This window comes from Paraburkholderia flagellata (genome assembly GCF_021390645.1).
Taxonomy (GTDB): domain Bacteria; phylum Pseudomonadota; class Gammaproteobacteria; order Burkholderiales; family Burkholderiaceae; genus Paraburkholderia; species Paraburkholderia flagellata.
Genome location: NZ_JAJEJT010000002.1, coordinates 1 through 21027, shown reverse-complemented (window position 1 = coordinate 21027; position 21027 = coordinate 1). Strand labels below are relative to the sequence as shown.

The 21027-nt window shown below is 65.4% G+C and carries 19 protein-coding genes; 6 read left to right on the top strand and 13 right to left on the bottom strand.

The window, feature by feature from the left end:
• The first annotated feature begins 45 nt into the window (after positions 1 to 45).
• Both hpnN and L0U83_RS14445 read left to right on the top strand, forming a co-directional pair.
• Positions 46 to 2673, top strand: coding sequence for a hopanoid transporter HpnN (gene hpnN / locus L0U83_RS14450; RefSeq protein ID WP_233884000.1), 2628 nt, complete (start codon positions 46 to 48; stop codon positions 2671 to 2673).
• Positions 2670 to 3695 (top strand): MlaA family lipoprotein, encoded by a 1026-nt coding sequence (locus L0U83_RS14445; protein WP_233883996.1) that lies wholly within the window; start codon positions 2670 to 2672, stop codon positions 3693 to 3695. Before hpnN ends, L0U83_RS14445 begins: the two co-directional genes overlap by 4 nt.
• Positions 3696 to 3722: 27 nt before the next feature.
• Here the strand turns inward: L0U83_RS14445 and L0U83_RS14440 are convergent, their stop codons facing one another.
• The 10 genes from L0U83_RS14440 to L0U83_RS14395 form a co-directional block, all read right to left on the bottom strand.
• Entirely contained in the window at positions 3723 to 4109 is a 387-nt protein-coding gene (locus L0U83_RS14440; protein WP_233883993.1) for a type II toxin-antitoxin system VapC family toxin, read from the bottom strand.
• Positions 4106 to 4354 (bottom strand): type II toxin-antitoxin system Phd/YefM family antitoxin, encoded by a 249-nt coding sequence (locus L0U83_RS14435; RefSeq protein ID WP_233883989.1) that lies wholly within the window; start codon positions 4352 to 4354, stop codon positions 4106 to 4108. Before L0U83_RS14435 ends, L0U83_RS14440 begins: the two co-directional genes overlap by 4 nt.
• A 145-nt stretch (positions 4355 to 4499) precedes the next feature.
• Positions 4500 to 4985 carry an acyl-CoA thioesterase gene (locus tag L0U83_RS14430; protein WP_233883986.1) on the bottom strand — a complete coding sequence of 162 codons (486 nt, stop codon included), beginning with the start codon at positions 4983 to 4985 and terminating at the stop codon, positions 4500 to 4502.
• 118 nt (positions 4986 to 5103) lie between these two features.
• The gene (locus L0U83_RS14425; protein ID WP_233886516.1) at positions 5104 to 5769 is read right to left on the bottom strand and encodes a phosphorylase; all 666 of its coding nucleotides are present in this window, start codon (positions 5767 to 5769) and stop codon (positions 5104 to 5106) included.
• A gap of 53 nt (positions 5770 to 5822) precedes the next feature.
• Positions 5823 to 7877: a squalene--hopene cyclase gene (shc, locus tag L0U83_RS14420; RefSeq protein ID WP_373321054.1), complete on the bottom strand. Its 2055-nt coding sequence runs from the start codon at positions 7875 to 7877 to the stop codon at positions 5823 to 5825.
• On the bottom strand, positions 7874 to 9142 hold the full coding sequence (gene hpnE, locus L0U83_RS14415; protein ID WP_233883983.1) for a hydroxysqualene dehydroxylase HpnE: 1269 nt from the start codon (positions 9140 to 9142) through the stop codon (positions 7874 to 7876). Before hpnE ends, shc begins: the two co-directional genes overlap by 4 nt.
• Positions 9142 to 9993 carry a presqualene diphosphate synthase HpnD gene (gene hpnD / locus L0U83_RS14410; protein ID WP_233883977.1) on the bottom strand — a complete coding sequence of 284 codons (852 nt, stop codon included), beginning with the start codon at positions 9991 to 9993 and terminating at the stop codon, positions 9142 to 9144. The genes hpnE and hpnD overlap by 1 nt, the downstream gene beginning before the upstream one ends.
• A 267-nt stretch (positions 9994 to 10260) precedes the next feature.
• Positions 10261 to 11205, bottom strand: coding sequence for a sensor domain-containing diguanylate cyclase (locus tag L0U83_RS14405; protein WP_233883972.1), 945 nt, complete (start codon positions 11203 to 11205; stop codon positions 10261 to 10263).
• A complete protein-coding gene (locus tag L0U83_RS14400) occupies positions 11202 to 11825 on the bottom strand; it encodes a chemotaxis protein CheC (RefSeq protein WP_110383369.1) in 624 nt (207 codons plus the stop codon). Before L0U83_RS14400 ends, L0U83_RS14405 begins: the two co-directional genes overlap by 4 nt.
• Positions 11818 to 12186, bottom strand: coding sequence for a response regulator (locus L0U83_RS14395; RefSeq protein ID WP_201699526.1), 369 nt, complete (start codon positions 12184 to 12186; stop codon positions 11818 to 11820). Before L0U83_RS14395 ends, L0U83_RS14400 begins: the two co-directional genes overlap by 8 nt.
• Before the next feature lie 628 nt (positions 12187 to 12814).
• Here L0U83_RS14395 and L0U83_RS14390 point away from each other — a divergent pair.
• Positions 12815 to 15094 (top strand): hybrid sensor histidine kinase/response regulator family protein, encoded by a 2280-nt coding sequence (locus tag L0U83_RS14390; RefSeq protein WP_233883970.1) that lies wholly within the window; start codon positions 12815 to 12817, stop codon positions 15092 to 15094.
• A gap of 167 nt (positions 15095 to 15261) precedes the next feature.
• Positions 15262 to 15981, top strand: a complete 720-nt coding sequence (locus L0U83_RS14385; protein WP_233883967.1) for a hypothetical protein — start codon at positions 15262 to 15264, stop codon at positions 15979 to 15981.
• A 38-nt stretch (positions 15982 to 16019) separates the two neighbouring features.
• On the opposite strand, the gene L0U83_RS14380 is transcribed toward L0U83_RS14385, so the two are convergent.
• Together L0U83_RS14380 and arsC are read right to left on the bottom strand one after the other, a co-directional pair.
• A complete protein-coding gene (locus tag L0U83_RS14380; RefSeq protein ID WP_233883965.1) occupies positions 16020 to 16574 on the bottom strand; it encodes an NADPH-dependent FMN reductase in 555 nt (184 codons plus the stop codon).
• 338 nt (positions 16575 to 16912) lie between these two features.
• A complete protein-coding gene (arsC, locus tag L0U83_RS14375) occupies positions 16913 to 17266 on the bottom strand; it encodes an arsenate reductase (glutaredoxin) (RefSeq protein ID WP_233883964.1) in 354 nt (117 codons plus the stop codon).
• A 489-nt stretch (positions 17267 to 17755) separates the two neighbouring features.
• Here arsC and parA point away from each other — a divergent pair, with 489 nt between their 5' ends.
• Positions 17756 to 18418 (top strand): ParA family partition ATPase, encoded by a 663-nt coding sequence (parA, locus tag L0U83_RS14370; RefSeq protein ID WP_233883963.1) that lies wholly within the window; start codon positions 17756 to 17758, stop codon positions 18416 to 18418.
• Between the two features lie 24 nt (positions 18419 to 18442).
• Entirely contained in the window at positions 18443 to 19522 is a 1080-nt protein-coding gene (locus L0U83_RS14365) for a ParB/RepB/Spo0J family partition protein (protein ID WP_233883962.1), read from the top strand.
• Between the two features lie 146 nt (positions 19523 to 19668).
• Here the strand turns inward: L0U83_RS14365 and L0U83_RS14360 are convergent.
• A partial coding sequence (locus tag L0U83_RS14360) for a replication initiation protein (protein ID WP_233883958.1) occupies positions 19669 to 21027 on the bottom strand: 1359 nt, incomplete at its 5' end.

Below are 21027 nucleotides of genomic sequence, written 5' to 3'. Positions count from 1 at the left end.
GCGTTTCGCGTCAAAGAACCCAATTGACAGGGCCCCCTCGCCTGTATGCTGAAGCCATTCATCATTAGCCTCGTCGCCTGGTCGGTGCGCCGCGCGGCGTGGGTGATCACACTTTCGATCGTGCTCGCCGTGCTTTCCGGCGTGTACGTCGCAAGAAATTTCAAGATCAACACCGACGTCAGCGGTCTCGTCGAGAACACGGCCCAATGGGCCGCGTTGAGCGAAGCCAAGGACAAGGCGTTCCCGCAGCGCGCAAGCTCGCTGCTCGTGGTCGTCGAAGCCGACGCGCCCGAGCTCGCCGACGCCGCCGCCGACAAGCTCGCGCAGGCGCTCAAAGCCGACTCGCGCGAATTCAGCGCCGTCTCGCAGCCTGCGGGCGGCCCGTTCTTCCAGCACAACGGCTTGCTCTTTCCGTCCACGGCCACCGTGCTCTCGACCACGGGCCAGCTCGTGCAAGCGCGCCCGCTCGTGAACCAGCTCGCGAAGGACCCAAGCCTCGCGGGTCTTGCCGGTACGCTCACGACCACGCTGCAGTTGCCGCTCACGATCGGTCAGATCAAATTGCCGCAAATGGCAAATCTGCTTGGCAGCGCCGCCAATGTCGTCGACGAGGTCCTGGCCGGCAAACCCGCCGCGTTCTCGTGGCGCGCGCTCGTCGACAAGGACTCGGCCACGAAGCCCGCGTTCGCGTTCGTCACGGTGCAGCCGGTGCTCAATTTCGCCGCGCTCAAGGCGGGTGCGAACGCTGCGGAGGCGATCCGCGCGACCGCCGCCTCGCTTCACCTCGACACCGAATTCGGCGCGCGCGTGCGCCTCACGGGCGAACAGCCACTCGCCGACGACGAGTTTGCCTCGGTCCAGGACGGCGCCGCGCTCAACGGCGTGATCACGATCATCGTCGTGCTCGCCATCCTGTGGCTCGCGCTGCGTTCGGGCAAGCTGATTGGCGCAACGCTCATCACGCTCGTGATCGGCCTCGTCATCACGGCCGCGCTCGGCCTCATGATGATCGGCTCGTTCAACATGCTCTCGGTCGCGTTCATGGTGCTGTTCGTGGGGCTAGGCGTCGATTTCGGCGTGCAGTTCGGCGTGAAGTATCGCGAAGAGCGCTTTCAGGACGAGCGGCTCGACGCCGCGCTCCTCAAGACCGCGCGCAACATTGGCGTGCCGCTCACGCTCGCGGCGATCGCCGTGGCCGAAAGTTTCTTTTCCTTCCTGCCAACCGCGTACAAGGGCCTCTCGGAACTTGGGCAGATCGCGGGCGTGGGCATGTTCGTGGCGTACGTCTGCAACATGACGGTGCTGCCGGCGCTCATCCGCTTGTTCAACCCCAGGGGCGAGCGCGCCTCGCCGGGCTTCGCGTTCCTCGCACCGGTCGACAAATGGCTCGCCGAGCATCGCAAGCCGGTGCTGCTCACCACGCTCGTCATCGTGGTGGGCGCGATGCCGTTGCTGTTCCATCTGCGCTTCGACTTCAACCCGCTTCATCTGAAGGATCCGCATACCGAGTCGATGGCGACGCTGCTCGCACTCAAGAACTCGCCCGTCATCTCGATCAACGACGTGAGCGTGCTCGCGCCGTCGCTCGAAGAGGCCGACAAGATCGCCGCGCGGCTCTCGAAGCTGCCGGAAGTGGCACGTGCAACGACGCTCAGCTCGCTCATTCCCGACGATCAGCAGCAAAAGCTCATGCTGATCTCGAGCGCCGCACAGCAGCTTCTGCCCGCGCTCACGCAGCAGCCGTCCACGCCCGTGACCGACGAAGTGCGTGTGCAGACGCTCAAGCGCGCGGCCAACCAGCTCTCGCTCGCCGCGAGCGACCACCCCGGGCCGGGCGCGGCCGAGGCGAAGCATCTGTCCGACTCGCTCAACAAGCTCGCGGCCGCGAGCCCGGCCACGCGCGACCGCGCCGAAACCGCTTTCAGCCTCACGCTCAAGCTCGCCTTCGCGCAGCTCGCGCGCCTTTTGCAGCCCTCGGAAATCACGCGTGAAAACCTGCCACCCGAGATGGTGCGCGACTGGGTGGCGCCGACTGGCCAGGCGATCGTGGACGTGGCGCCGCGCGTGCCGCCGGGCGTCGATTCCAATGACGACGTGATGCTCGCGCGCTTCGCGCACGCCGTGAAGGCGGCGGAGCCGAACGCGATCGGCGGCCCGATCTCGATCCTGCACTCGGCGAACGTGATCATCCTCGCGTTCTTCGAGGCGGCGGGGTGGTCGGTACTGCTCATCACGGCTCTCCTCTGGATCACGCTTCGCAATTTCGGCGACGTGCTGCGCACGCTCATTCCTCTGCTGGTATCGGCGCTCGTCACGCTCGAACTGTGCGTCGTATTTGGAATTCAGCTAAATTTCGCCAACATCATCGCGCTTCCCCTGATGCTCGGCGTCGGCGTCGCGTTCAAAATCTATTTCGTGATGGCCTGGCGCGCGGGGCAAACCGGCCTCCTGCATTCGAGCCTCACACACGCGGTGCTTTTTTCCGCCGCGACCACGGCCACGGCGTTCGGGAGCCTGTGGCTATCGCATCATCCGGGCACGTCGAGCATGGGCAAGCTGCTCGCACTGTCCTTGTTCTGTACGCTGATAGGCGCCGTGGTGTTCCAGCCGGTGCTGATGGGCAAGCCGCGCGCAAAACGCGCGAGATCGGAAATTCAGGGGATCGACCAATGAAGAAGAATCAAGCCGCGCTCACCATGGCGGCGGCGAGCCTGGCGCTCCTCGTGACGTCGGGCTGCGCCACGGGCCCCGACCGCAAGCCGGGCGATCCGTTCGAGCCCGCGAATCGCGCGATTTTCACGTTCAACGACAAACTCGACACCTACGTCGCGCAGCCGATCGCCAAGGGCTACCAGAAGGTGACGCCGCAGCCGCTGCGCCAGGCGATCACGAACTTCTTCTCGAATCTCGGAGACGCGGACAACTTCGCAAACAACCTGCTGCAGCTGAAGATCACCGACGCCGTCGAGGATCTCATGCGCATTGCGATGAACACGACCTTCGGTCTGGGCGGCCTGATCGACTTCGCGACGGCGGCGGGCCTGCCCAAGCACCACCAGGACTTCGGACTCACGATGGGTCATTACGGCGTGCCGGCCGGCCCGTATCTCGTGCTGCCGCTGTTCGGGCCGAGTTCGGTGCGCGACGGCATCGGCATGGGCGTGGACGTGAAGTTCAACGTCATCAACTACTTCGAGCCGGCGGTGCGCAATCCGATGTATCTCGCGCAGTTCATCAGCGCGCGCGCCGACCTGCTCGGCGCGACCGACCTGCTCAAGCAGGCGGCGCTCGACCCGTATTCGTTCGTGCGCGACGCGTACCGCCAGCAACGCGAATCGCTGATTCGCGGCGGACGTGGCAACAATGCGCCGCTGCCCAATTACGGCGAGCCGGGCGGGGAAGGAACGCCGAACGAGAACGGTGCGCCCAATTACGAGGACCCGGGCGAGTCGGGTGGTGCGGGTGGCGGCGGTGCTGGCGCCACCGGCGGTCCCGGCGCTTCGAACAATGGTCTGCCGAATTACGATGATCCGGGCGAGGGAAGCACGGCGGCGGCTGGCGCGGGTCCGGCTGCCGCGGTGGCGGCACTGGCGGCTTCCGCGCCGGCTATGGCATCGGCACCTGTTGCGGCTTCGGCTGCCGCGCCGGCTTCGGGTGTGACGGCCGCGCCTGCGAAACCGGCGTCGGCGCCTTGAAGGATTGCCGTCCGGCGCGATCGGACTCTAGACCAGAACGACGGTATCGCTGTATCGCGCGACCTGCCGGTCGTGCGATATCAGCCGCAGGGGTTCGGTCAATGCTTGCGCCACGAGCAACCGGTCAAACGGGTCCTGGTGGTGCAATGGCAGCGATTCGACCGCCACCGCATGCTCGGCCTCGATTGCCAGAATGCGATATCCCGCTTGTCTGAAGTAGTGCAGCGCCGCTTCTCCGGACAGAGGCATGTCGCCGCGCTGCAGGGAATACTTGATGCCGATTTCCCAGATGCTCGCGGTACTCACATAAATCGTACTTGTCGGCGCCAGAATCAGTTCGCGCGCTGCCGCCGGCAGCTTTGGGCTATCTGCGATAGCCCAAAGCGCGATGTGCGTATCGAGTAGAACGTTCACGCGCCGCGCCCGTTGAACAGCGCTGCGACCTCTTCGCTGTGCGCATCGATATCATCGGGCACCTCGAATGCGCCCTTGGCGACCCCAATGCGCCGTTCGACCGGCGCTTCTGGTGCAAGCGGCACGAGCCGCGCGACCGGCCGCCCGCCGCGAGCGATGATGATTTCCTTTTCTCGTCCAAGCTCGACATCCTCGACGAGTCGTGAGAGCGACGACTTGGCTTCCAGCATGTTCACGTAGGTCATAGCGCCTCCAGTTATTACAGCTTAGTCTAGTCTGGCTAAGCGTTCAAATCAAGCATGCTTGAAATCGCGGAAACGCAAAAAACCCGGCAACCTTTCCAGGTTGCCGGGTTTTTCGTTCGCGCCGTGCATACAGCTCAATGCAAGCTCAATGCACCGCAACGTCCTCGCTCTCGGCCAGGCGCTCCGCCTCGTTTGCCGCCGCCAGCACCGTGGCGTCCGCCGATGTCTGCACGGTCTGGCGATAGCGCTCGTAGGCTTCGTCGGCGTAACGGATGCGTTCGCGGCCGTGCGGGGCCGGCACGCCGTCCGCGCCGAGGTTCACGAACACCATTTTTTCGATCGTCAAAATGCTCTTGCGCGTGATCTTGTTGCGCACTTCGGCGCGCAGCGTGATCGATGTGCGGCCGAAATCCGTGGCTGTGATCCCAAGCTCGATGATGTCGCCCTGACGTGCCGAGCTCACGAAGTTGATCTCCGACATGAACTTGGTCACCACGCGCTGGTTGTCGAGCTGGCAGATCGCGTAGATCGCCGCTTCTTCATCGATCCAGCGCAGCAGGCTGCCGCCGAACAGCGTGCCGTTCGGATTCAGGTCTTCAGGCTTGACCCACTTGCGAGTATGGAAATTCATGGCTGGTAACTCCCCGAAATGTGATTCGCCCCCAGTTCGCTGAGATGAGCCCAGGGTTAACACTGAGATGTTACCAGAGATAGGGGTTTACCCTAGGTAATTCAATAGCCCGCAAGGGTCATGTGGGGAAAAAGGCGCCGCTGGCCGTCAGCACCTGGCGCGCAGCGCTTAGCGACTGGCGGGCCGCTTTCGCATCCGCCGCCACACGCAGCAGGCCGCCCAGTTGCGCCGGGTCGCGCGCCAGCTCGCGCAGGACAGGGAACACCGCTGTCGTGCCGTCGTCGCGCAAGCCGGCCATTGCTGCTTTCGGCAGGCTGCGCCAGGCCGGATCGACGATCGCACGACACACCGCGAACGGCACGCCATGCGCGGCTGCCGCTGCCGCGGCCAGATGCGATTCCATGTCGACGGCGAGCGCTCCGCACGCGCCGAACAGCGCCGCCTTGTCCGCCGCACCGGTGAGCGGCGCGGCAACGGCTGCCTCCACGCCGCGCCGTGTTTTGGCGGCGAGCGGCGAGGCCATCAGCGCGTCGGCCATGCGTGCGCTCCAGGCGGCATCGGTCGCCACGCGCCCGAACGGGCCGTCGATCGCTTGCGCGATCACCAGGGTACCCGGCTCGAGATCGGGCGCAAGACCGCCCGCCGTGCCGAAGCTGATGATGCCCGCCGCACCGTCCTTGAGCGCCGCCGCGAGCGCGCGCTGCAGCAGATCCGCGCGCGCGGCGAAGACGGCGCGCACGCCGTCCTGGCCTTTGCCCGCAGCAATGCTCGCCTCGAAGGCCATGCCCGTCACCGCGATTACGGGCAAGGCGCGCGCTTTTACACCAGCCGCCACGCTCACAGACCGACCGTGACGCGCGTCACGCCCGCGCGCTTGAGGTTGCGGTAGCGCGCGAGCGCCCACAGCGGGAAGAACTTGCGATAGCCGTGGTAGCGCAGATAGAACACACGCGGAAAACCCGTAGCCGTGAAGCGCGTTTCGTCCCAAAGGCCATGTTCCTGCTGCGTCTTCTGCAGATAGTCGATACCGCGCGCGACCGCCGGATGATCGACCGCGCCCGCAGCCATCAGGCCGAGCAGCGCCCACGCCGTTTGCGAAGCGGTGCTCGTGGCGCGCTCATAGCCGCGGTATTCGAGCTTGTAGCTCGTGCCGTCTTCGCCCCAGCCGCCGTCGTCGTTCTGGATCTGCACGAGCCATTGCACCGCGCGCTTCATGCGCGGGTCGTCGTGCGCGAGGCCGGCCGCGTTGAGCGCACAGAGCGCCGTCCACGTGCCGTAGATGTAGTTCATGCCCCAGCGGCCATACCAGCTGCCGTCGGCCTCCTGCTCTTCGAGCAGGTAGTTGTACGCGCGGCGCGCGTGCTCGCTCGCAGCCGGCAGTTCGCCGAGCTGCGCGAGCATCGAGAGGCAGCGGCCCGAGACGTCGGCGGTCGGCGGATCGAGCAGTGCGCCGTGATCCGAGAACGGGATGTTGTTCAGGTAGTACTGCGTGTTTTCCGGCTCGAACGCGCCCCAGCCGCCGTTGCTGCTCTGCATGCCGACCACCCATTCGCGCGCGCGGGCGATGGGGGCGTCGTAGGCCTTCGTGTTGTCGAGCTTGTCCACGCGATCCATCGCGGCCACGACCACGGCCGTGTCGTCGACGTCGGGGTAGTGCGGGTTGGCATACTGGAACGCCCAACCGCCCGGACGCACCGCCTCGCGGCGCGAGATCCAGTCGCCGCGCACGTCGAGAATCTGCAGCGGACGCAGCCATTCGAGGCCCCGGCGCGCGGCTTCCTCGGCACGCGCGTCGCCAGTCTCCAGCAACGCGTGCGCCGCGAGCGACGTGTCCCACACCGGTGAAAGGCAGGGCTGGACGTACGCTTCCCCTGTGTGAACCGTCACCAGCTTTTCGAGCGACTGGCGCGCGATGGCGCGATGCGGATGATCGGCGGGATAGCCCAGCACGTCGTACATCATCACGGCGTTGGCCATGGCCGGGAAGATCGCGCCCAGGCCGTCCTCGCCGTTCAGGCGTTCGTCCACGAACGCCACCGCGGCGTCGATCGCGCGCTGGCGCAGGTAGGTCGGAAAGAGCGGATCGGTCACGCGCAGCACGCCGTCCACGGCGCGGAAGAAGCCGAACCAGCCCTTGCTCTGATGCGGGGAGCGGGCGTTCAGGCCCACGCTCACCGGTGCGCCGCGGAACAGCTCGTCGATGCGCACGCCGCGCGGGTTGCGCGCGACCGGGCGCTTCGCACCCAGGACGAGCAGCGGCACGATCACCGTGCGCGCCCAGTACGACACCTTCGAAAGATGGAACGGGAACCACTGCGGCAGCAACGTGATCTCGACGGGCATCATCGGGACTGCGTACCACGTCACCACGCCAAAGAGCGCGAGCAGGATGCGCGTGAACACGTTGACGTGCTCCGCGCCGCCCGCCGCGAGGATCGCCTCGCGCGCGCGCACCATGTGCTCGGCGTCTTCGGCATCGCCGATCATCTTGAGTGCGAAGTAAGCCTTCACGCTCGCGCTCACGTCCATGGCGCCGTCGGTGAAGAGCGGCCAGCCGCCTTCCGGCAACTGGATGCGACGCAGGTAGCGCGCGATCTTCTGTTCGAGCTCGAGGTTCGCTTCTTCGCCGAGGTAATGCACGAGCAGCACGTATTCGGCCGGAATCGTGGCGTCCGCTTCGAGTTCGTAGACCCAATGGCCATCGGCGCGCTGGTCGGCGAGGATCGTGTCGGTCGCGCGCGCGACCGCGGCGTCGAGCGATGCGAGCGGTGCGGCCGTCTCGTCGGCAAACGAGGGAGTGGGCATCGCCACGGCCGGCGCGTCGGCAACGTCAGCGCCGGCGAGGCTGCTGGCCAGATCTTCGGTCGGCGTGGCTTGGGATAAATCGTTCATCTACGTTCCAAATTTTCGGTCAGGAGCAGCTCGGCGGCCTTGCGGCCCGAGCGGATCGCTCCTTCGATCGTCGCGGGCAGACCGGTAGCCGTCCAGTCGCCTGCAAGCATCAGATTGTTCCAGCGCGTGCGCGTCGCGGGGCGGCGCCACTCCTCGTCGGGCACGGCAGCGAAGGTCGCACGCGCATCGGCGCACACACGCCAGGCGGGCAGCGGCTCGAGCGGCAGCGAGGCCGCCTCGGCCACGTCTGCCCACACGCGGCGCGCGATCTCCTCGGGATCGAGGTCGAGCACGCCGTGCGCGTCGTGGATCGTCGCCGAAAGCCGCCCTTCGGCCGTGCACAGCCAGTGGGCCGTGCCGTTGACGAGCGCCATCGGCGTGACGAGGCCCGGCGGCGCCGGCACGGCGTAGTGCACCGTGACGATCGCATTGTGGCGCTGCGGCGCCTGCAGCGCAGGCACGAGCGCGGCGGCGGCCACACCGGGCACGGCCAGCACCACGGCTTCGTCGGGGGCGAGTGTGATACGCCCGTCTGGAAAATCGAGTGCGACGACGCGGCCCGCCGCGTCGTCGTACACGATCTCCCTGAGCGGCGAGTCAAGGCGAATCGTCGCGCCGCCGTGCTGGAGCATGCGCAAGGCCGGATCGACGAACGCGCTGGAAAGCCCACCGCGCGCCGTCAGCGGCCGGAACGAATCGCCGCCGGCCGTGAGCGACTCGCGCAGCATCGCGCCCGCCAGCTCCGCGCTGCCCACGCGCGGCTCGACATTGAGCGCCGTGAGGAAAAACGGATGCAGCAGCCGGTCCCACAGCACGCCTTCACAGCGCATGGTCTGCGCCATCGTGCGGCCTGGCTTGGCGAACAGCAGCGGCAGCAGCCCCAGATAGTCAGCGGCGCGCGTACCCGGCACGCGCGAGCGCGAATCGCCGATCCAGAACGGCATGCGCGAGCGCGAGAAGCGCACCGTCCAGCGCGAGCGCGCCGCGATATCCATGAACGCGAAGCCCGGCTCGGTGGGGCCGGAAAGCGCGTCGCCAGCACCGATCGTGCGCACGTATTCGAGCGTGCGCGCATGTCCCGCCAGCACCAGATGATTGCCCGTATCGAGCGTCGCCGAAAGCGTGCGGTCGTAATACGAGCGGCAGCGTCCCCCTGCCTGGCCGGCGGCCTCGTAGAGCGCCACCTGCACGCCGCGCCGCTGAAGCCGCACGGCCGTCGCGAGGCCCGCAAGCCCAGCGCCGATGACGTGGACTAGCCGAGGCATCAGAACAGCGCGTAGCGCGCGACGATCCACATGAGCCGTGCGCGCGGCTTGCTGACTTTCGTGCGCGGCAGGTCGAAGCCGCGATCCACGGTGCGCTCGAGCAGCACGCGGTAGACGCCCGACATGATGCGCGGCGCTTTCACCTGCGCGCGGGGCGCGGCGTCCATGATCGCGTCGGCTCGCGCGAAGTGCGCGCGGGCGCGTTGCACGAGCGTCTCGCACACGCGCGGCAGCGACGGGTCGGCGGCGATCGTGTGCGGATTGCCCGCTGCGATTCCTTCGCGCGCGAGCAGCTCGCGCGGCAGGTAGCAGCGGTTGATATCCGCGTCTTCGTCGATGTCGCGCAGGATGTTGGTGAGCTGCAGCGCGCGCCCCAGATGGTGCGACAGCAAGCGGCCCGGCTCCTCCTGCATCCCGAAAATTCTCACCGACAGCCGGCCCGCGGCACTCGCGACGCGGTCGCAGTACAGGTCGAGCGTGTCCTCGTCGGGCGCGCAGATGTCCTCGGCGGCGTCCATGGCCATGCCGTCGATCATCGCGTGGAAGTCTTCGCGCTGAAGCCCGAACGTATGGATGTGACGCGTAAGCGCCGCGAGCGAAGCGCGCGGCGTGCCGGCGTAGCACGCATCGATGTCGGCGCGCCATTGGTCGAGCCCTGCCGCGCGCTCGGCGCGCGGCAGGGCGCTGTCCGCGATGTCGTCGACAGCGCGGCAAAAGGCGTAGACCTGATACATGGCGTCGCGCTGCGCAGGGGGCAGGATCCGCATCGCCAGATAAAACGAGCTGCCCGACGAAGCGGCGGCGGCGTCGGTTTGTTGTGTATCGTCCACGACGAGATTGGAAACGGCCAAGACGATCTCCGCTGGGGGCGCCCTCAACGGGCGTTCGACTCTATTCGGGCCCGCATTGCCGCGGGTCGCCCGCGCGCGCGGACACGCGCGAGGCATCCGACCCTGAAATTGCCCACCATGGCGCGCGCAAGGCCGGAAACGGGCAAAAGTATAGCAATCTTTGGGGTGCGCCGCAGTTGAGTCGGGGCGCATAGTATGGGGCGCACGCCCCGGAACATGGGGCGATGAGGTTGATTGAGGCGGGAGCCGTCTGCGCCCCGCCAGGTCTCAGGCGAGCGCGACCGAGCGGTTGCGCCCCTGGCGCTTTGCGGTGTAAAGGGCGGCGTCGGCCTCGTTGATCATGCCTTCGTAGTCGGGCGCCCCCGTGCGGGCGGTGGCGGCGCCGACGCTCGCCGTCACGGGCACGATCACGCCCTGCACCTCGATCGGCTCGTCGCCGATCGTGCAGCGGATCTTCTCCGCCACGTAGAGCGCGTCGTCCAGCGGCGTGCATGGCAACAGCAGTGCGAATTCCTCGCCGCCGAAGCGCCCGAACACATCCTGCTTGCGCACCACGCCCGACACGCGCTGCGCCATCGAGCGCAGGACCGTGTCGCCGGCCATGTGGCCGAACTCGTCGTTGATCCGCTTGAAGTGGTCGAGGTCGAACAGCAGCATCGAAAGCTCGCCGCCGTAGCGTTGCCAGCGCAGGAATTCGTCGGCGAGGCGCGCTTCGAAAAAGCGCCGGTTCGCAATGCCGGTAAGGCCGTCGCGATCGGCGTATTCGCGCAGCTTGGCCACGGCCTCCTCGCGCTCGCGCTGCATGACGCTCACGTGCGTGACATCCGAGATGGTCACGCACACGGCGATCACATCGCGCCCGCGCATGAGCGGCATGAAGGTGCAGTCCTGCTGCATGTAGTCCACACCGCCTGTGATCGGCCGGTCATGGTCGAACTGGAACAGATACGGACGCTGCTCCCACGAGCTGAACGCAAAGCTGCCCAGCTGGAACACGCTCTCCACCTTGCGCGTGAGCCACGCGCGCGGCAGATCGGGGAAGCGTTCGAAGATGGAGCGGCCGATCACGTCCTCGGCCGTCACGCCGCTGTGGTCCTGCATGAAGCGGTTCCAGCTCAGCACGCTCATGTCGCGATCGACCACGAAAATGCCGAAACCTACCCGCTCGACGACGAGGTCCGACAGCGTTGGCAACCCGGCTGGCTCGTTCATAGGCTATGTAACAACGCGTCGATGGCCCGGCTCACGACATGGATCGATTCCTCGGCCATCAGCATGACGAGGTGGGCCCGAAAGCGCTGGTCTTCCAGCGCGAAATTGACTTCAACGAGCAGCGCGACGTCCCAGGCGAGCAGGCCCGGCTGGAACACCTCGTCGAGCATGATCGCCTCGCCGAGCAGGCCCGGCTGCGAAAACACCGGCATGCGGCCGAGCTGGTCGAGCATCGACGAGACACACGCGCCCGTGAGCGCGTTGGCGACGTCGAACATCAGCTCTTCCTCGGTGAGCGCGTCGTCGCCGATCGTGGCGTAGGGACCGCCGACCAGGCTGCCCAGCTCGGCGATCTCGCCGCTGCGGCAGATCACCAGCGCCTCGCCCTTGATCTCCGAGCGAAAGCCCTGGCGCACGGCCGCGACCGGGCCGTCGATCCCGGTCATTTCGCGCAGCGCCGCCGCGGCCTCGGATACGGCGACCACACGCACGCGCGGCACCGAAAGCTCGATGAACGCATTGAGCAGCCCCGACAGTCGCGTCGCTGCCTGCCCCATGCCGAGATTGGCGATCTCCTGGAGCGCGTCGCGCTGGAGTTCCGTGAACACTCGATCAGGCATACAACCCGTACTCCTTCAGGATGGGCAGCAGCGCCTCCTGGGTTACCGGCTTTGCGACGAACGCTGCCGCGCCGAGCGCCTGCACGCGCTCACGGGCACGAGGCTGGATGTCCGCTGAAACGACGATCACGAACGTGTTCAGGTCTTCGTGCTGCAATGCTTCCAGGACCTGGAAGCCCGTCATATCGGGCATCGTGAGGTCGAGGAACATGACGGCCGCACGACCGGCGCGGTAGTGCGCAAGCGCTTCGTGTCCGTTCGACGCGTACGAAATTGCAACGTCCCAGTCCTCGGGCAGCGCCTTCGTGAGCACCTTGCGGGCTAACAGCGAGTCATCGGCGATCACGATGGGCAAGGACATGGATATGCTGAATGAGTGTGCGTTGGACGGAGTGCGTTTCAACGGTTTAACGGCGGCACGGGCAATTACTTTAGGAAAAACCTCAAAGAAAATTGCGAACCGGCCGAATAATGCATAACGCATGAACGGATCCGCGCGCTGGCGTGTGAACACAAGGCGCATGGCTGCGCCGTCGCCGTGCCGTCGACCCATGGATACCGGCAACCCGTGCGCCGGTTGTGAAGGCCCTCGTCTGCATGCCTGCAGCCACCCCGTAGCATGGCCATGCGACCTCGCGGCGACATGGCTTTCATGCGTATGCGTTATTTATCTTGTCCGCGATTCTCGAATCAAATTGAATCAAATGCAACTCGCCGTTAATCAATCAACGAACGAAATCGACTCATTCTGGCTAGTTTATGGAAATAAATGATCCACCCCTTAAATAAAGGGCGTCGATTATCCCTTTGTGGTACGTTTGCGCTTCGCCGATTTTCGCGAATTCGGCTTAAGGAAGAGGAAAACCCCTGGGCGGCGTGCTTGCCAGACGATGCTCGCGGCGCACCGGACATCCACTGGCCGTCGGGGCGTCATCGCGGTCGTTTATCATGTCGCATGCTCCGCCGTCTTTTCCCTGCTTTTCCGTACGATGATTGCTGACCGGCCCGAGCGGCCAGACGAACGCCCCTCCCTGCCGCCCCCCGCCGACGACGCGCCGTTTCCGGCCGCGCCCGGCCACGACTTCACGGTGCGCCGGCGCACGCTGCTCGCGCTGCTCGTCGCGGCGATCGTGCTGCCGTGCATCTACGTGGCCGCCATGGCGTACAACGACCTGCGCGCGCGCGAAGCCGACGCCACCGACACCACGCTGCGCACCGTGCGCGTGGCCGAAGAGCACGCGCTCAAGGTGTTCGACATGAACGAGGCGCTCGACGCGCGCGTGGTCGACCTCGTGCGCGGCCTGAGCGACGACGGCATCCGCGCGAACGAAGCGCAGATCCACGAGAAACTCGACGCGATCGGCGGCGGTTACCCGCAGGTGGCCGCGGTGTCGATTTTCGGGAGCGACGGCGGGCTGCTCGCGAGCAGCCGCTATTCGCCGCCGCCTCCGGTGTCGATCGCCGCGCGCGACGATTTCACCGGTATCCGCGACGGCCGCGTGATCGACCACGTCTCGCGCGTGATGCAGGGCCGGGTGAGCGGCGAGACCGTCTTCAACATGGGCGTGGCGCGCCTGAACGACGCCGGCGCGTTCGCGGGTCTCGTCTCGGTCGCCTTGCGCCCCGGCTATTTCAGCTCGTTCTACCGCGACCTGCTCGGCCCCGATTCGCCGATGTCGCTCGGCCTCGTGCGCAGCGACGGCACGATCCTCGCCTTCGATCCGCCGCCGCGCGCTGACGCGTCGGTGATCACGCCGCGCTCGCCGCTTGGCGCCGCGCTGCAGCGCGGCACGGAGTCCGGCGTCGTGCGCATGCATTCCGCGCTGCTCGACAGCAACGTGATCCTCGCGTTCCGGCGCGTGGGCGCATACCCCGTCTACGTGACCTGCGCGTATCGCACGCCGGCGATCTGGGCGGGCTGGTACCGGCATCTGAGCGTGCTCATCATCTCGATGTTCACGCCGTCGATCGCGCTGTGGTGCGTGATCTGGCTTTCGCTGCGGCGCCTCGCCGCCGAAGAGGAGGCGTGGGAGCGCTGGCAGGCCGAAGCCTCGATGCGCCGCTCGATCGAATCCGCCTATCGGCAATCGCGCAAGATGGAAGCGCTCGGCAACCTCGTGGGCAGCGTCGCGCACGACTTCAACAACCTGCTGATGATCGTCTCGGCCAACGTGCAGATCGCGCGGCGGCGGGGCGCGGCGGGCTTCGAGCGCGAACTCTCGGCGGTCGAGCGTGCGCTCAAGAGCGGCCAGTCGCTCACGCGCCAGTTGCTCGGCGTGGCGCGCAAGCAGCCGCTGCGCAACGAAACGATCCATGTGGGGCGCTGGCTGCCCGCGGCCCGCGAGCTGATGCGCGCGTCGCTGGGCGCGAAGGTGTCGCTCGTCGTCAACGTCGATGACGACGTGTGGCCCGTGCTCGTCGACGTGGCCGAATTCGAACTCGCGCTCATCAATCTTGCCGTGAATGCGCGCGACGCGATGCCCAACGGCGGCCGCTTCACCGTGCGTGCGCGCAACATCAGCTTCCGGCCCGACGAAGGGTTCCCGCTCGACGGCGACTTCGTGCACGTCACGCTCGAAGACACGGGCACAGGCATGCCGCCGGACGTGCTCGCGCGCGCGTTCGAGCCGCTCTACACGACCAAATCGAAGGGCACGGGCACCGGCCTCGGGCTGCCGCAGGTGTTTGCGTTCTGCGAGCGCACCGGCGGCCTCGCCGCGATCGACAGCGCGATCGGCGCGGGCACGACGGTGCACCTGTATCTGCCGCGCTCGCTTGCCGAGCCGCCCGCGCAACGTCCGAGCGAACCGCGCGAGGAGAGCGCCCAGGTGCAGCATGGACTGAACGTGCTGCTCGTGGAGGACAACGACGAAGTCGCGGCCGGCACCGAGGCGCTCCTGCAGATGATGGGCCACCGCGTGACCTGCGCGAGCGACGCCGCGAGCGCGCTGCAACGGGTCGAAGCGCCGCTTGCCGAGGGCGAGCACACGCCGCGCTTCGACCTCGTGCTTTCCGACATCCACATGCCGGGGACGATGAACGGCATCGATCTGGCCGAGGCGCTGCAGGGGCTCGAGCCGGATCTGCCCGTGATCCTCGTGACGGGCTACGCGGAGGAGCTCGAGCGCACGCGCAATGCCGATGTGCGTGTGCTGTCGAAGCCGTTCGACATCGCGCTGCTGGAGAAAATGCTCGAGGCGATTCGCGAGGACCGCCAGGCGCGTGCCAAGCGCGACCACGACGCGACGCTCCCGAGCCCGCGGGCCTGACAGGACACGCGTGACAGGCCTCGCGGCACGAGGATTGCGGCAGGCAGCGCGACCCGCAGAATCAGGCGGTTAGACGTCGCGCACAGCATGCGCCAGCCGATGCACTATCGACGCGCAATCGGCGCATGATGTACGCGGGGCGTCGCCATCTGGCGAAGGAGGCTGCCATGAAACAGACCGTGACAGGCGTTTTCCAAACCTACGACGAAGCACGCCACGCGCAGGACGCGCTGCTGCAACGCGGCTTCGCGGCGGGCGACATCGACCTGCCGGCGCGCACAGAGGGCGTGCTGGCTGGCATCGAGCGGCTCGTGGGAAGTTTTTTCTCGACGACGGGCGACGTGCGCCGAACCACCGAAGCCCAGACCGGCATGACGCCGCCGCCGGGCGAATCGGTGCGCATCGGCGTGCATGTGAGCGACGAGGCACACGCCAATCTCGCGTACGAGACGCTGCGCGAGGAGCACGCGACGGACGTTGCGCTACGCGGCACGCCGTGGGCGTGGCCAGCGGCGGACCATCCAGTCGCGCGCGAGCACTCGGCGCTCGATGAACTGGGTCTCTCCGAGTTCGCCGATGCCCTGCGTCGCCGTGCCCCGCAAACGGAAGCAGCGCGCGAACAAACCGCTGTCGAGCCCACGCTTGGCCCCACCGTCGAACCGATGTGGCAGACCAGCGAGGCCGAGGCGACCGTGCTCACTTCCGCAAGCGCGCCCGGCGCCGGCGCGGTGATGGGCGCGCATCATGTGGACGTTCCAGCCGCGCCCGAAGCGACGCGGCCCGCCGCGGGCGCCGCGCCGCAGATTCCGGACGAATTCCTCGAGTACGAGGAAGACACGCCCGAGCACCACAAGGACATGCCGGGGCAGCGTCGCACGCTGCATTGAGCCCGCTCGCGCAGTGCGGCGTTCGGCGTGATCAGGCGTCAGCGGCCGAGTTGATGCTTGATCCACGCCACGTACGTATCGACGAAACCTTGCAGGAACTTGCGCGTGTGCTCGTTGACGATTTCGCCTTTCTCGTTGATGCGGCCCGTGTCGTGCTTGATGAACATCTCGGGCTGACCGAGCAGCACGACGTCGAGATAGGCGAGCACGTTACGTAGATGTTGTTGCGAAAGCGCCGTGCCGGTCGCCCCCGGCGACGTACCGAGCACCGCGCCCGGCTTGCCGCGCCACGAATTCGAGCCCCACGGCCGCGAACCCCAGTCGAGCGCGTTTTTCAGGGCGCCCGGAATCGAGCGGTTGTATTCGGGCGTGACGAAGAGCAGCCCATCGGCTGCTTCGACCTGCTGCTTGAAGCGGCGCGCCACCTCGGGATAGTCGGCGTCGTATTCCTGGCTATAGAGCGGCAGTACGCCAATGTCGAGATACTCGAAAGTGAAATCAGCGGGGGCCAGCGATGTCACCGCGTGCGCGAGTTGCCGGTTGAATGAATCCTTGCGCAGACTGCCAACCACGACTGCGATCTTGTAGGCCATTTCGGTTTCCTCGGAGGGGCGCGCGAAGCGCAGCGAAAAGAAACATCATCATAGACGCGAGCGCATTTCGGCGATGCGCACGCGCGCAGGCCTGGCCAGTAGCCGCGCGCCGCTGTGGATAACCGGGGGTTACGCGAATTTATCCACAGTTTTTGGGCATAAACTTGTGGACAACTTACGTGGAGAGCCGATGGATACGGGCCTCGCGTGGGATTCGTCTGCAGGTTAGCAAATCTGCAATTTCCGTGCGTGCATGGCGTAGATGGCGTCTCGTCCATGCACGCGGGCTCTCGCGCTTGCGATTCGCTCGCTTTCGGCGCGTGAGCAACGCAGCGATGTCAACCGAGCAGCGCCGCGATGTTTTCGGTTGGGCGGCCGATCACGGCACGGCCATCGCGTACGACGATGGGTCGCTGCAGCAGAATCGGATGCCGCACAATTGCTTCGTATAACTGATCATCTGTCACGCCGGGTGCATCAAGACTGAGATCCGCGTACTCGGTTTCACTGGTGCGGATCATGTCGAGCAGCGGGCCGCCGAGCATCACGTGCAGCGCCTTCAGTTGGTCGATGGTGAGCGGCTGCTTCAGGTATTCAATCATCTCGACTGGCTCGTTCGCCGTCGAGTTGGACACCAGTTCGCAAGCCGCGCGGGACTTGGAACAGCGAGGGTTATGGTAGATCGTGATCATGACGTCTGAAGTACGAGAGGGGAGTGGTGGCTGTGCCTCGGTGAGGCCGGGAATCGCTGTGATTTTACCGGGGGCGGGCTGGTCGGCGTATGAAGCCTCGGTTGACGAAGGCCTCTGAGTGCTTAACCACTGTTGCTGCCATGTGCCCACGCTTGGGATGCGCGATGAGGTCTCTCGGTCGCGCTTGTGTGAGGCCGATATGCGATGGGGGAGTGGGGCTGACTTTATGCGCATAAAGCGCTGTGGCGCGCGCGGGTCATCTCCAATGTGCGTGTTAGTTCAACGATGTACGTCACGCATCAAAGACGTTGCGAGGTGACTCCAGAACCGCACGCGACCGCTATGCAGCATCCAGATACCTCCGCGCGAGCTTTATGCGCATAAATCTTGTCCGAATGGCTAATTTCGTTGCATATTACGCCAAAAATCATTGAACTGAAAAACATTCCAGGTAAAATCCCAAGCTAATAGCAAAAAGGAGAATACCAATTGGCAGCAGAGATAATCGCAGTCACTCAACAAAAGGGCGGGGTCGGCAAGAGCACGATCGCGATGCATCTCGGCGCGGCCTTCCACGAGAAAGGGAAACGGGTGCTCGTCGTGGATGCCGATGGCCAAAACACACTGGTCCATTGGGCTAGTGCGTCAGCCGATGGTGACACCGGCATCCCGTTTCCGGTGGTCAATCTCTCCGAGGCCGGTGGCCAGATCCACCGGGAGATCAAGAAGTTCATCAACGACTACGACGTGATCGTGGTGGACTGCCCGCCTTCGATCACGGAGAAGGTCTCCGGCGTGGTGCTGCTGGCCGCTACGGTCGCCGTCATTCCGACTTCGTCTTCTCCGGCTGATTACTGGTCGAGTGTTGGTCTCGTGAAGCTCATCCAGCAGGCCCAGGTCATGAACGAAGATCTGCGCGCCGTATTTCTGCTGAACAAGACCGAAGAGAAGCGCATGCTCACACGCGAGCTGAAGCGCGCCCTTGAAGAACTTGGTTTCCCTCTGCTCAGAACGCAAATTCCCACCCGTGAGGCGTACAAGCAGGCAATGGCATTGGGCCAGACAGTTCTGCAAATGAACGACCGCGGCGCGCGCCTCGCCGCAGTGGAAGTGCGCGCATGCGCCGACGAAATCGCGGCCATGCTCCCCTGACTTTATGCGCATAAAGGACCCTGAATGAAACCCTCCCAATTCGCCAAAGGCTTTCAGGCTCGGCCTGATACGACGAGCAGCGAAAAGCGCACTGCACTCGATCGCCTTAACGCCATCGACGGGCTCGTCCAGGACAAGCCAAAAACGCGAGAAGTCGCTGGACGCTCGAGTCAGCCTGCCCTTGTGACCGGCTTCGAATCTGCAGTCGAACCCGTTCTTGACGACGCGCCCGGCCTCGAAAATGAGTCGGCCGAATACCATGCCTGGCGTGTTGCACACGGCTACCGTCCGGGGCAGATCATCGAGTTGCCGCTCAAGGACATCAAGCCAAGCCCGTTCAATCCGCGTCACTTCTATCTGAAGGCCTCGATCGCAGAACTGGCCGTCAATCTCGCGAAGCAAGGGCAGCAGCAGGCGATCCACGTGATTCCTGACTACGCAGCGCCGGGCAGCTATTACGTCAGCGATGGTGGCCGTCGCGTGCGGGCACTGAAAGAGGCGAACAAGGAAGTCGTCAAGGCAGTTGTCGTCGATCTGCCGATCGGCATACAGAGCTACAAGCTCGGTTATGACCTGAACGTTCAGCGCGATTCGCAAACCGTGTTCGATAACGCGGTGGTGTGGAAGCGATTCATCGACGAACAGCATTTTCAGAGTCAGCGCGAGCTTGCCGATCACCTCGGCCTCGACGAATCGACGGTTGCGGTTGCGCTGTCGATCGGCAAGTTACCGGAATTGGTCATGCAGGAAATGGTGGCGCGCCCGGACCGGTTTGGCTCGAACATGGCCTATCAGGTTGGGCGTTATCACGGCGCGCGCGGGACCGATGCCACACTGCGCCTCATCAACCGCATCGTTGCCGATGACCTCAGCACGCGTCAGGTAGCGGATATCGTGAAAGGCCGGGCGAGCGCGCAGGAAAGCCCCAAGCCGGCGGGGCGCCAACGCTACGCGCAACGGCTGGAGATCAAACTGGATGGTGTGGCCGTCGGTGACCTGAAGTCATATGGGGACGATCGGCTCGAACTGCGCCTGAAGGGACTCACAAAAGATCGGCGCGACGCGATCCTTCAGCAGATCGAGCAGATCCTGAAGACGAAATAAGTTTGGAGAATTTGTCAACGGCCGCCATGCATCAGGCGGCCCGTCGACGATGGGACGGGATTCTCCCACGCCTCTCAAATCGGCCGATCGACCGAACGGCCCCACCTCCACCGCCCCGCATTGCGCGGGCCGGCCACACATGACGCTCAGGCCGCGCGCGTCGGGCTCAGCGTGAATGCGAGCAAATCGCCGTCGGTCGGTTCGCCCCAGGTCTTGCGCGCGAGCCAGTCGAAAAACGCCGTATCGCCCAGTTTCGATTCCAGCCCGCGACGACGCCAGTCATCGCGCAAATGCGAGCCCAGACCCGGCAGTTCATCCGTCTCGAACGACTGACGCGCAAGCTCGCGCTCCATGTCGCCCTGCTCCTCGTAGAGCGAGCGCGCTTCCTTGCGCCGATAGGCCGCGTATTCATCGAGCAGCCGCGCCTTCGGATCGTCGGCTGCAACCGCTGCCGACGATCCGCGGCCAACGGCCGGTGTGGCGCCTGCCGCAGTCTCGACCGGCGGCGCGTAGCCCTTCTTCAGCGCGTCCTTGAACAGCGCCGCAGCGCTGCGCACCGGCGGCAAGCTCGTGCTGCGCATACGCTGTTCGGTCAATTGCAACGCGGCGCGAATGCGGTTTTCTTCGCTGTCAGCGTAAAGCGACTGCGCTTCCTTGAGCGGAATACCGATCTTCACCATGCGGTCGACGAGCGTACTGTCGAATACATTCGGATGCTCGTCGAGCGCGAGCATCGGCTGCTTGCGCTCGGTCACGCGAAACTGGATTTCGGCGACACGGCGCCCCTCGCGATGCTCGATCAACTCGACGAAGATATTCGTCACCGCGTTGACTTCGGCAATCGCGGGCCGCAGATAATCGCGCTTGAAGTACTTGTATTCGCGTTTGGCTTCGTCGCCGGCTTCGGTGTCCGGGGTGCCGGAAAGGATCGGGCGCCACCACTCCCAGGTCTCGCGCATCGTCAGATGGCTGGGGTTGGTCAGATAGCGCACGCAGATCTCGTAGAGCGCAAGCCCCGCGCTGCTGCGCAACTGGCTCTGGAACTGCAGGCTCAGACGGGCGTACTGCACCGGATCCAGCAGCTTCTTCTTGATCTTCGGCGCGAACGAGAACTCCACCCAGACGCGACGGGTTTGCGGGTCCTCGAGAATTTCCGCGTCTGCAATGAGCGTGGAAATACCCCACTTGCGGCCCGGCTTCTGGCTCGACGTGCCCTGGCTCCATTCGACCTGCACCGACACCATACGGCGCAGGTGCTCCTTCACGAGCGCGGTATCGTTCGAATCGAACGCCGAGTTGGCGACGATGTCGGACAGCAGCGCGCGGTAGGTATCGCCAGACTCGTCGGCCTGCTGGGCGACGGCCAGCAGGACGTTGAACAGCTTGCGGGTCAGCAGGGTGATCTTGCCGCTCTTCGGCTGGATCGCGATCGCCTCGACGGCCTTGCGCAATTCCGCCGAGCTGGGGCTTACCACATCGGTCTTTTTCACGCGCTTCGTGGCCAT

Bases quoted from the DNA above. Each gene is read 5' to 3' on its own strand.
- L0U83_RS14365 (WP_233883962.1), top strand. From the start codon at position 18,443: ATGAAACCCTCCCAATTCGCCAAAGGCTTTCAGGCTCGGCCTGATACG.
- L0U83_RS14405 (WP_233883972.1), bottom strand. From the start codon at position 11,205: ATGAACGAGCCAGCCGGGTTGCCAACGCTGTCGGACCTCGTCGTCGAG.
- arsC (WP_233883964.1), bottom strand. From the start codon at position 17,266: ATGATCACGATCTACCATAACCCTCGCTGTTCCAAGTCCCGCGCGGCT.
- L0U83_RS14445 (WP_233883996.1), top strand. From the start codon at position 2,670: ATGAAGAAGAATCAAGCCGCGCTCACCATGGCGGCGGCGAGCCTGGCG.
- L0U83_RS14425 (WP_233886516.1), bottom strand. From the start codon at position 5,769: ATGGCCTTCGAGGCGAGCATTGCTGCGGGCAAAGGCCAGGACGGCGTG.
- L0U83_RS14430 (WP_233883986.1), bottom strand. From the start codon at position 4,985: ATGAATTTCCATACTCGCAAGTGGGTCAAGCCTGAAGACCTGAATCCG.
- L0U83_RS14400 (WP_110383369.1), bottom strand. From the start codon at position 11,825: ATGCCTGATCGAGTGTTCACGGAACTCCAGCGCGACGCGCTCCAGGAG.
- L0U83_RS14435 (WP_233883989.1), bottom strand. From the start codon at position 4,354: ATGACCTACGTGAACATGCTGGAAGCCAAGTCGTCGCTCTCACGACTC.
- L0U83_RS14380 (WP_233883965.1), bottom strand. From the start codon at position 16,574: ATGGCCTACAAGATCGCAGTCGTGGTTGGCAGTCTGCGCAAGGATTCA.
- L0U83_RS14390 (WP_233883970.1), top strand. From the start codon at position 12,815: ATGATTGCTGACCGGCCCGAGCGGCCAGACGAACGCCCCTCCCTGCCG.
- hpnE (WP_233883983.1), bottom strand. From the start codon at position 9,142: ATGCCTCGGCTAGTCCACGTCATCGGCGCTGGGCTTGCGGGCCTCGCG.
- L0U83_RS14385 (WP_233883967.1), top strand. From the start codon at position 15,262: ATGAAACAGACCGTGACAGGCGTTTTCCAAACCTACGACGAAGCACGC.
- L0U83_RS14395 (WP_201699526.1), bottom strand. From the start codon at position 12,186: ATGTCCTTGCCCATCGTGATCGCCGATGACTCGCTGTTAGCCCGCAAG.
- hpnN (WP_233884000.1), top strand. From the start codon at position 46: ATGCTGAAGCCATTCATCATTAGCCTCGTCGCCTGGTCGGTGCGCCGC.
- shc (WP_373321054.1), bottom strand. From the start codon at position 7,877: ATGAACGATTTATCCCAAGCCACGCCGACCGAAGATCTGGCCAGCAGC.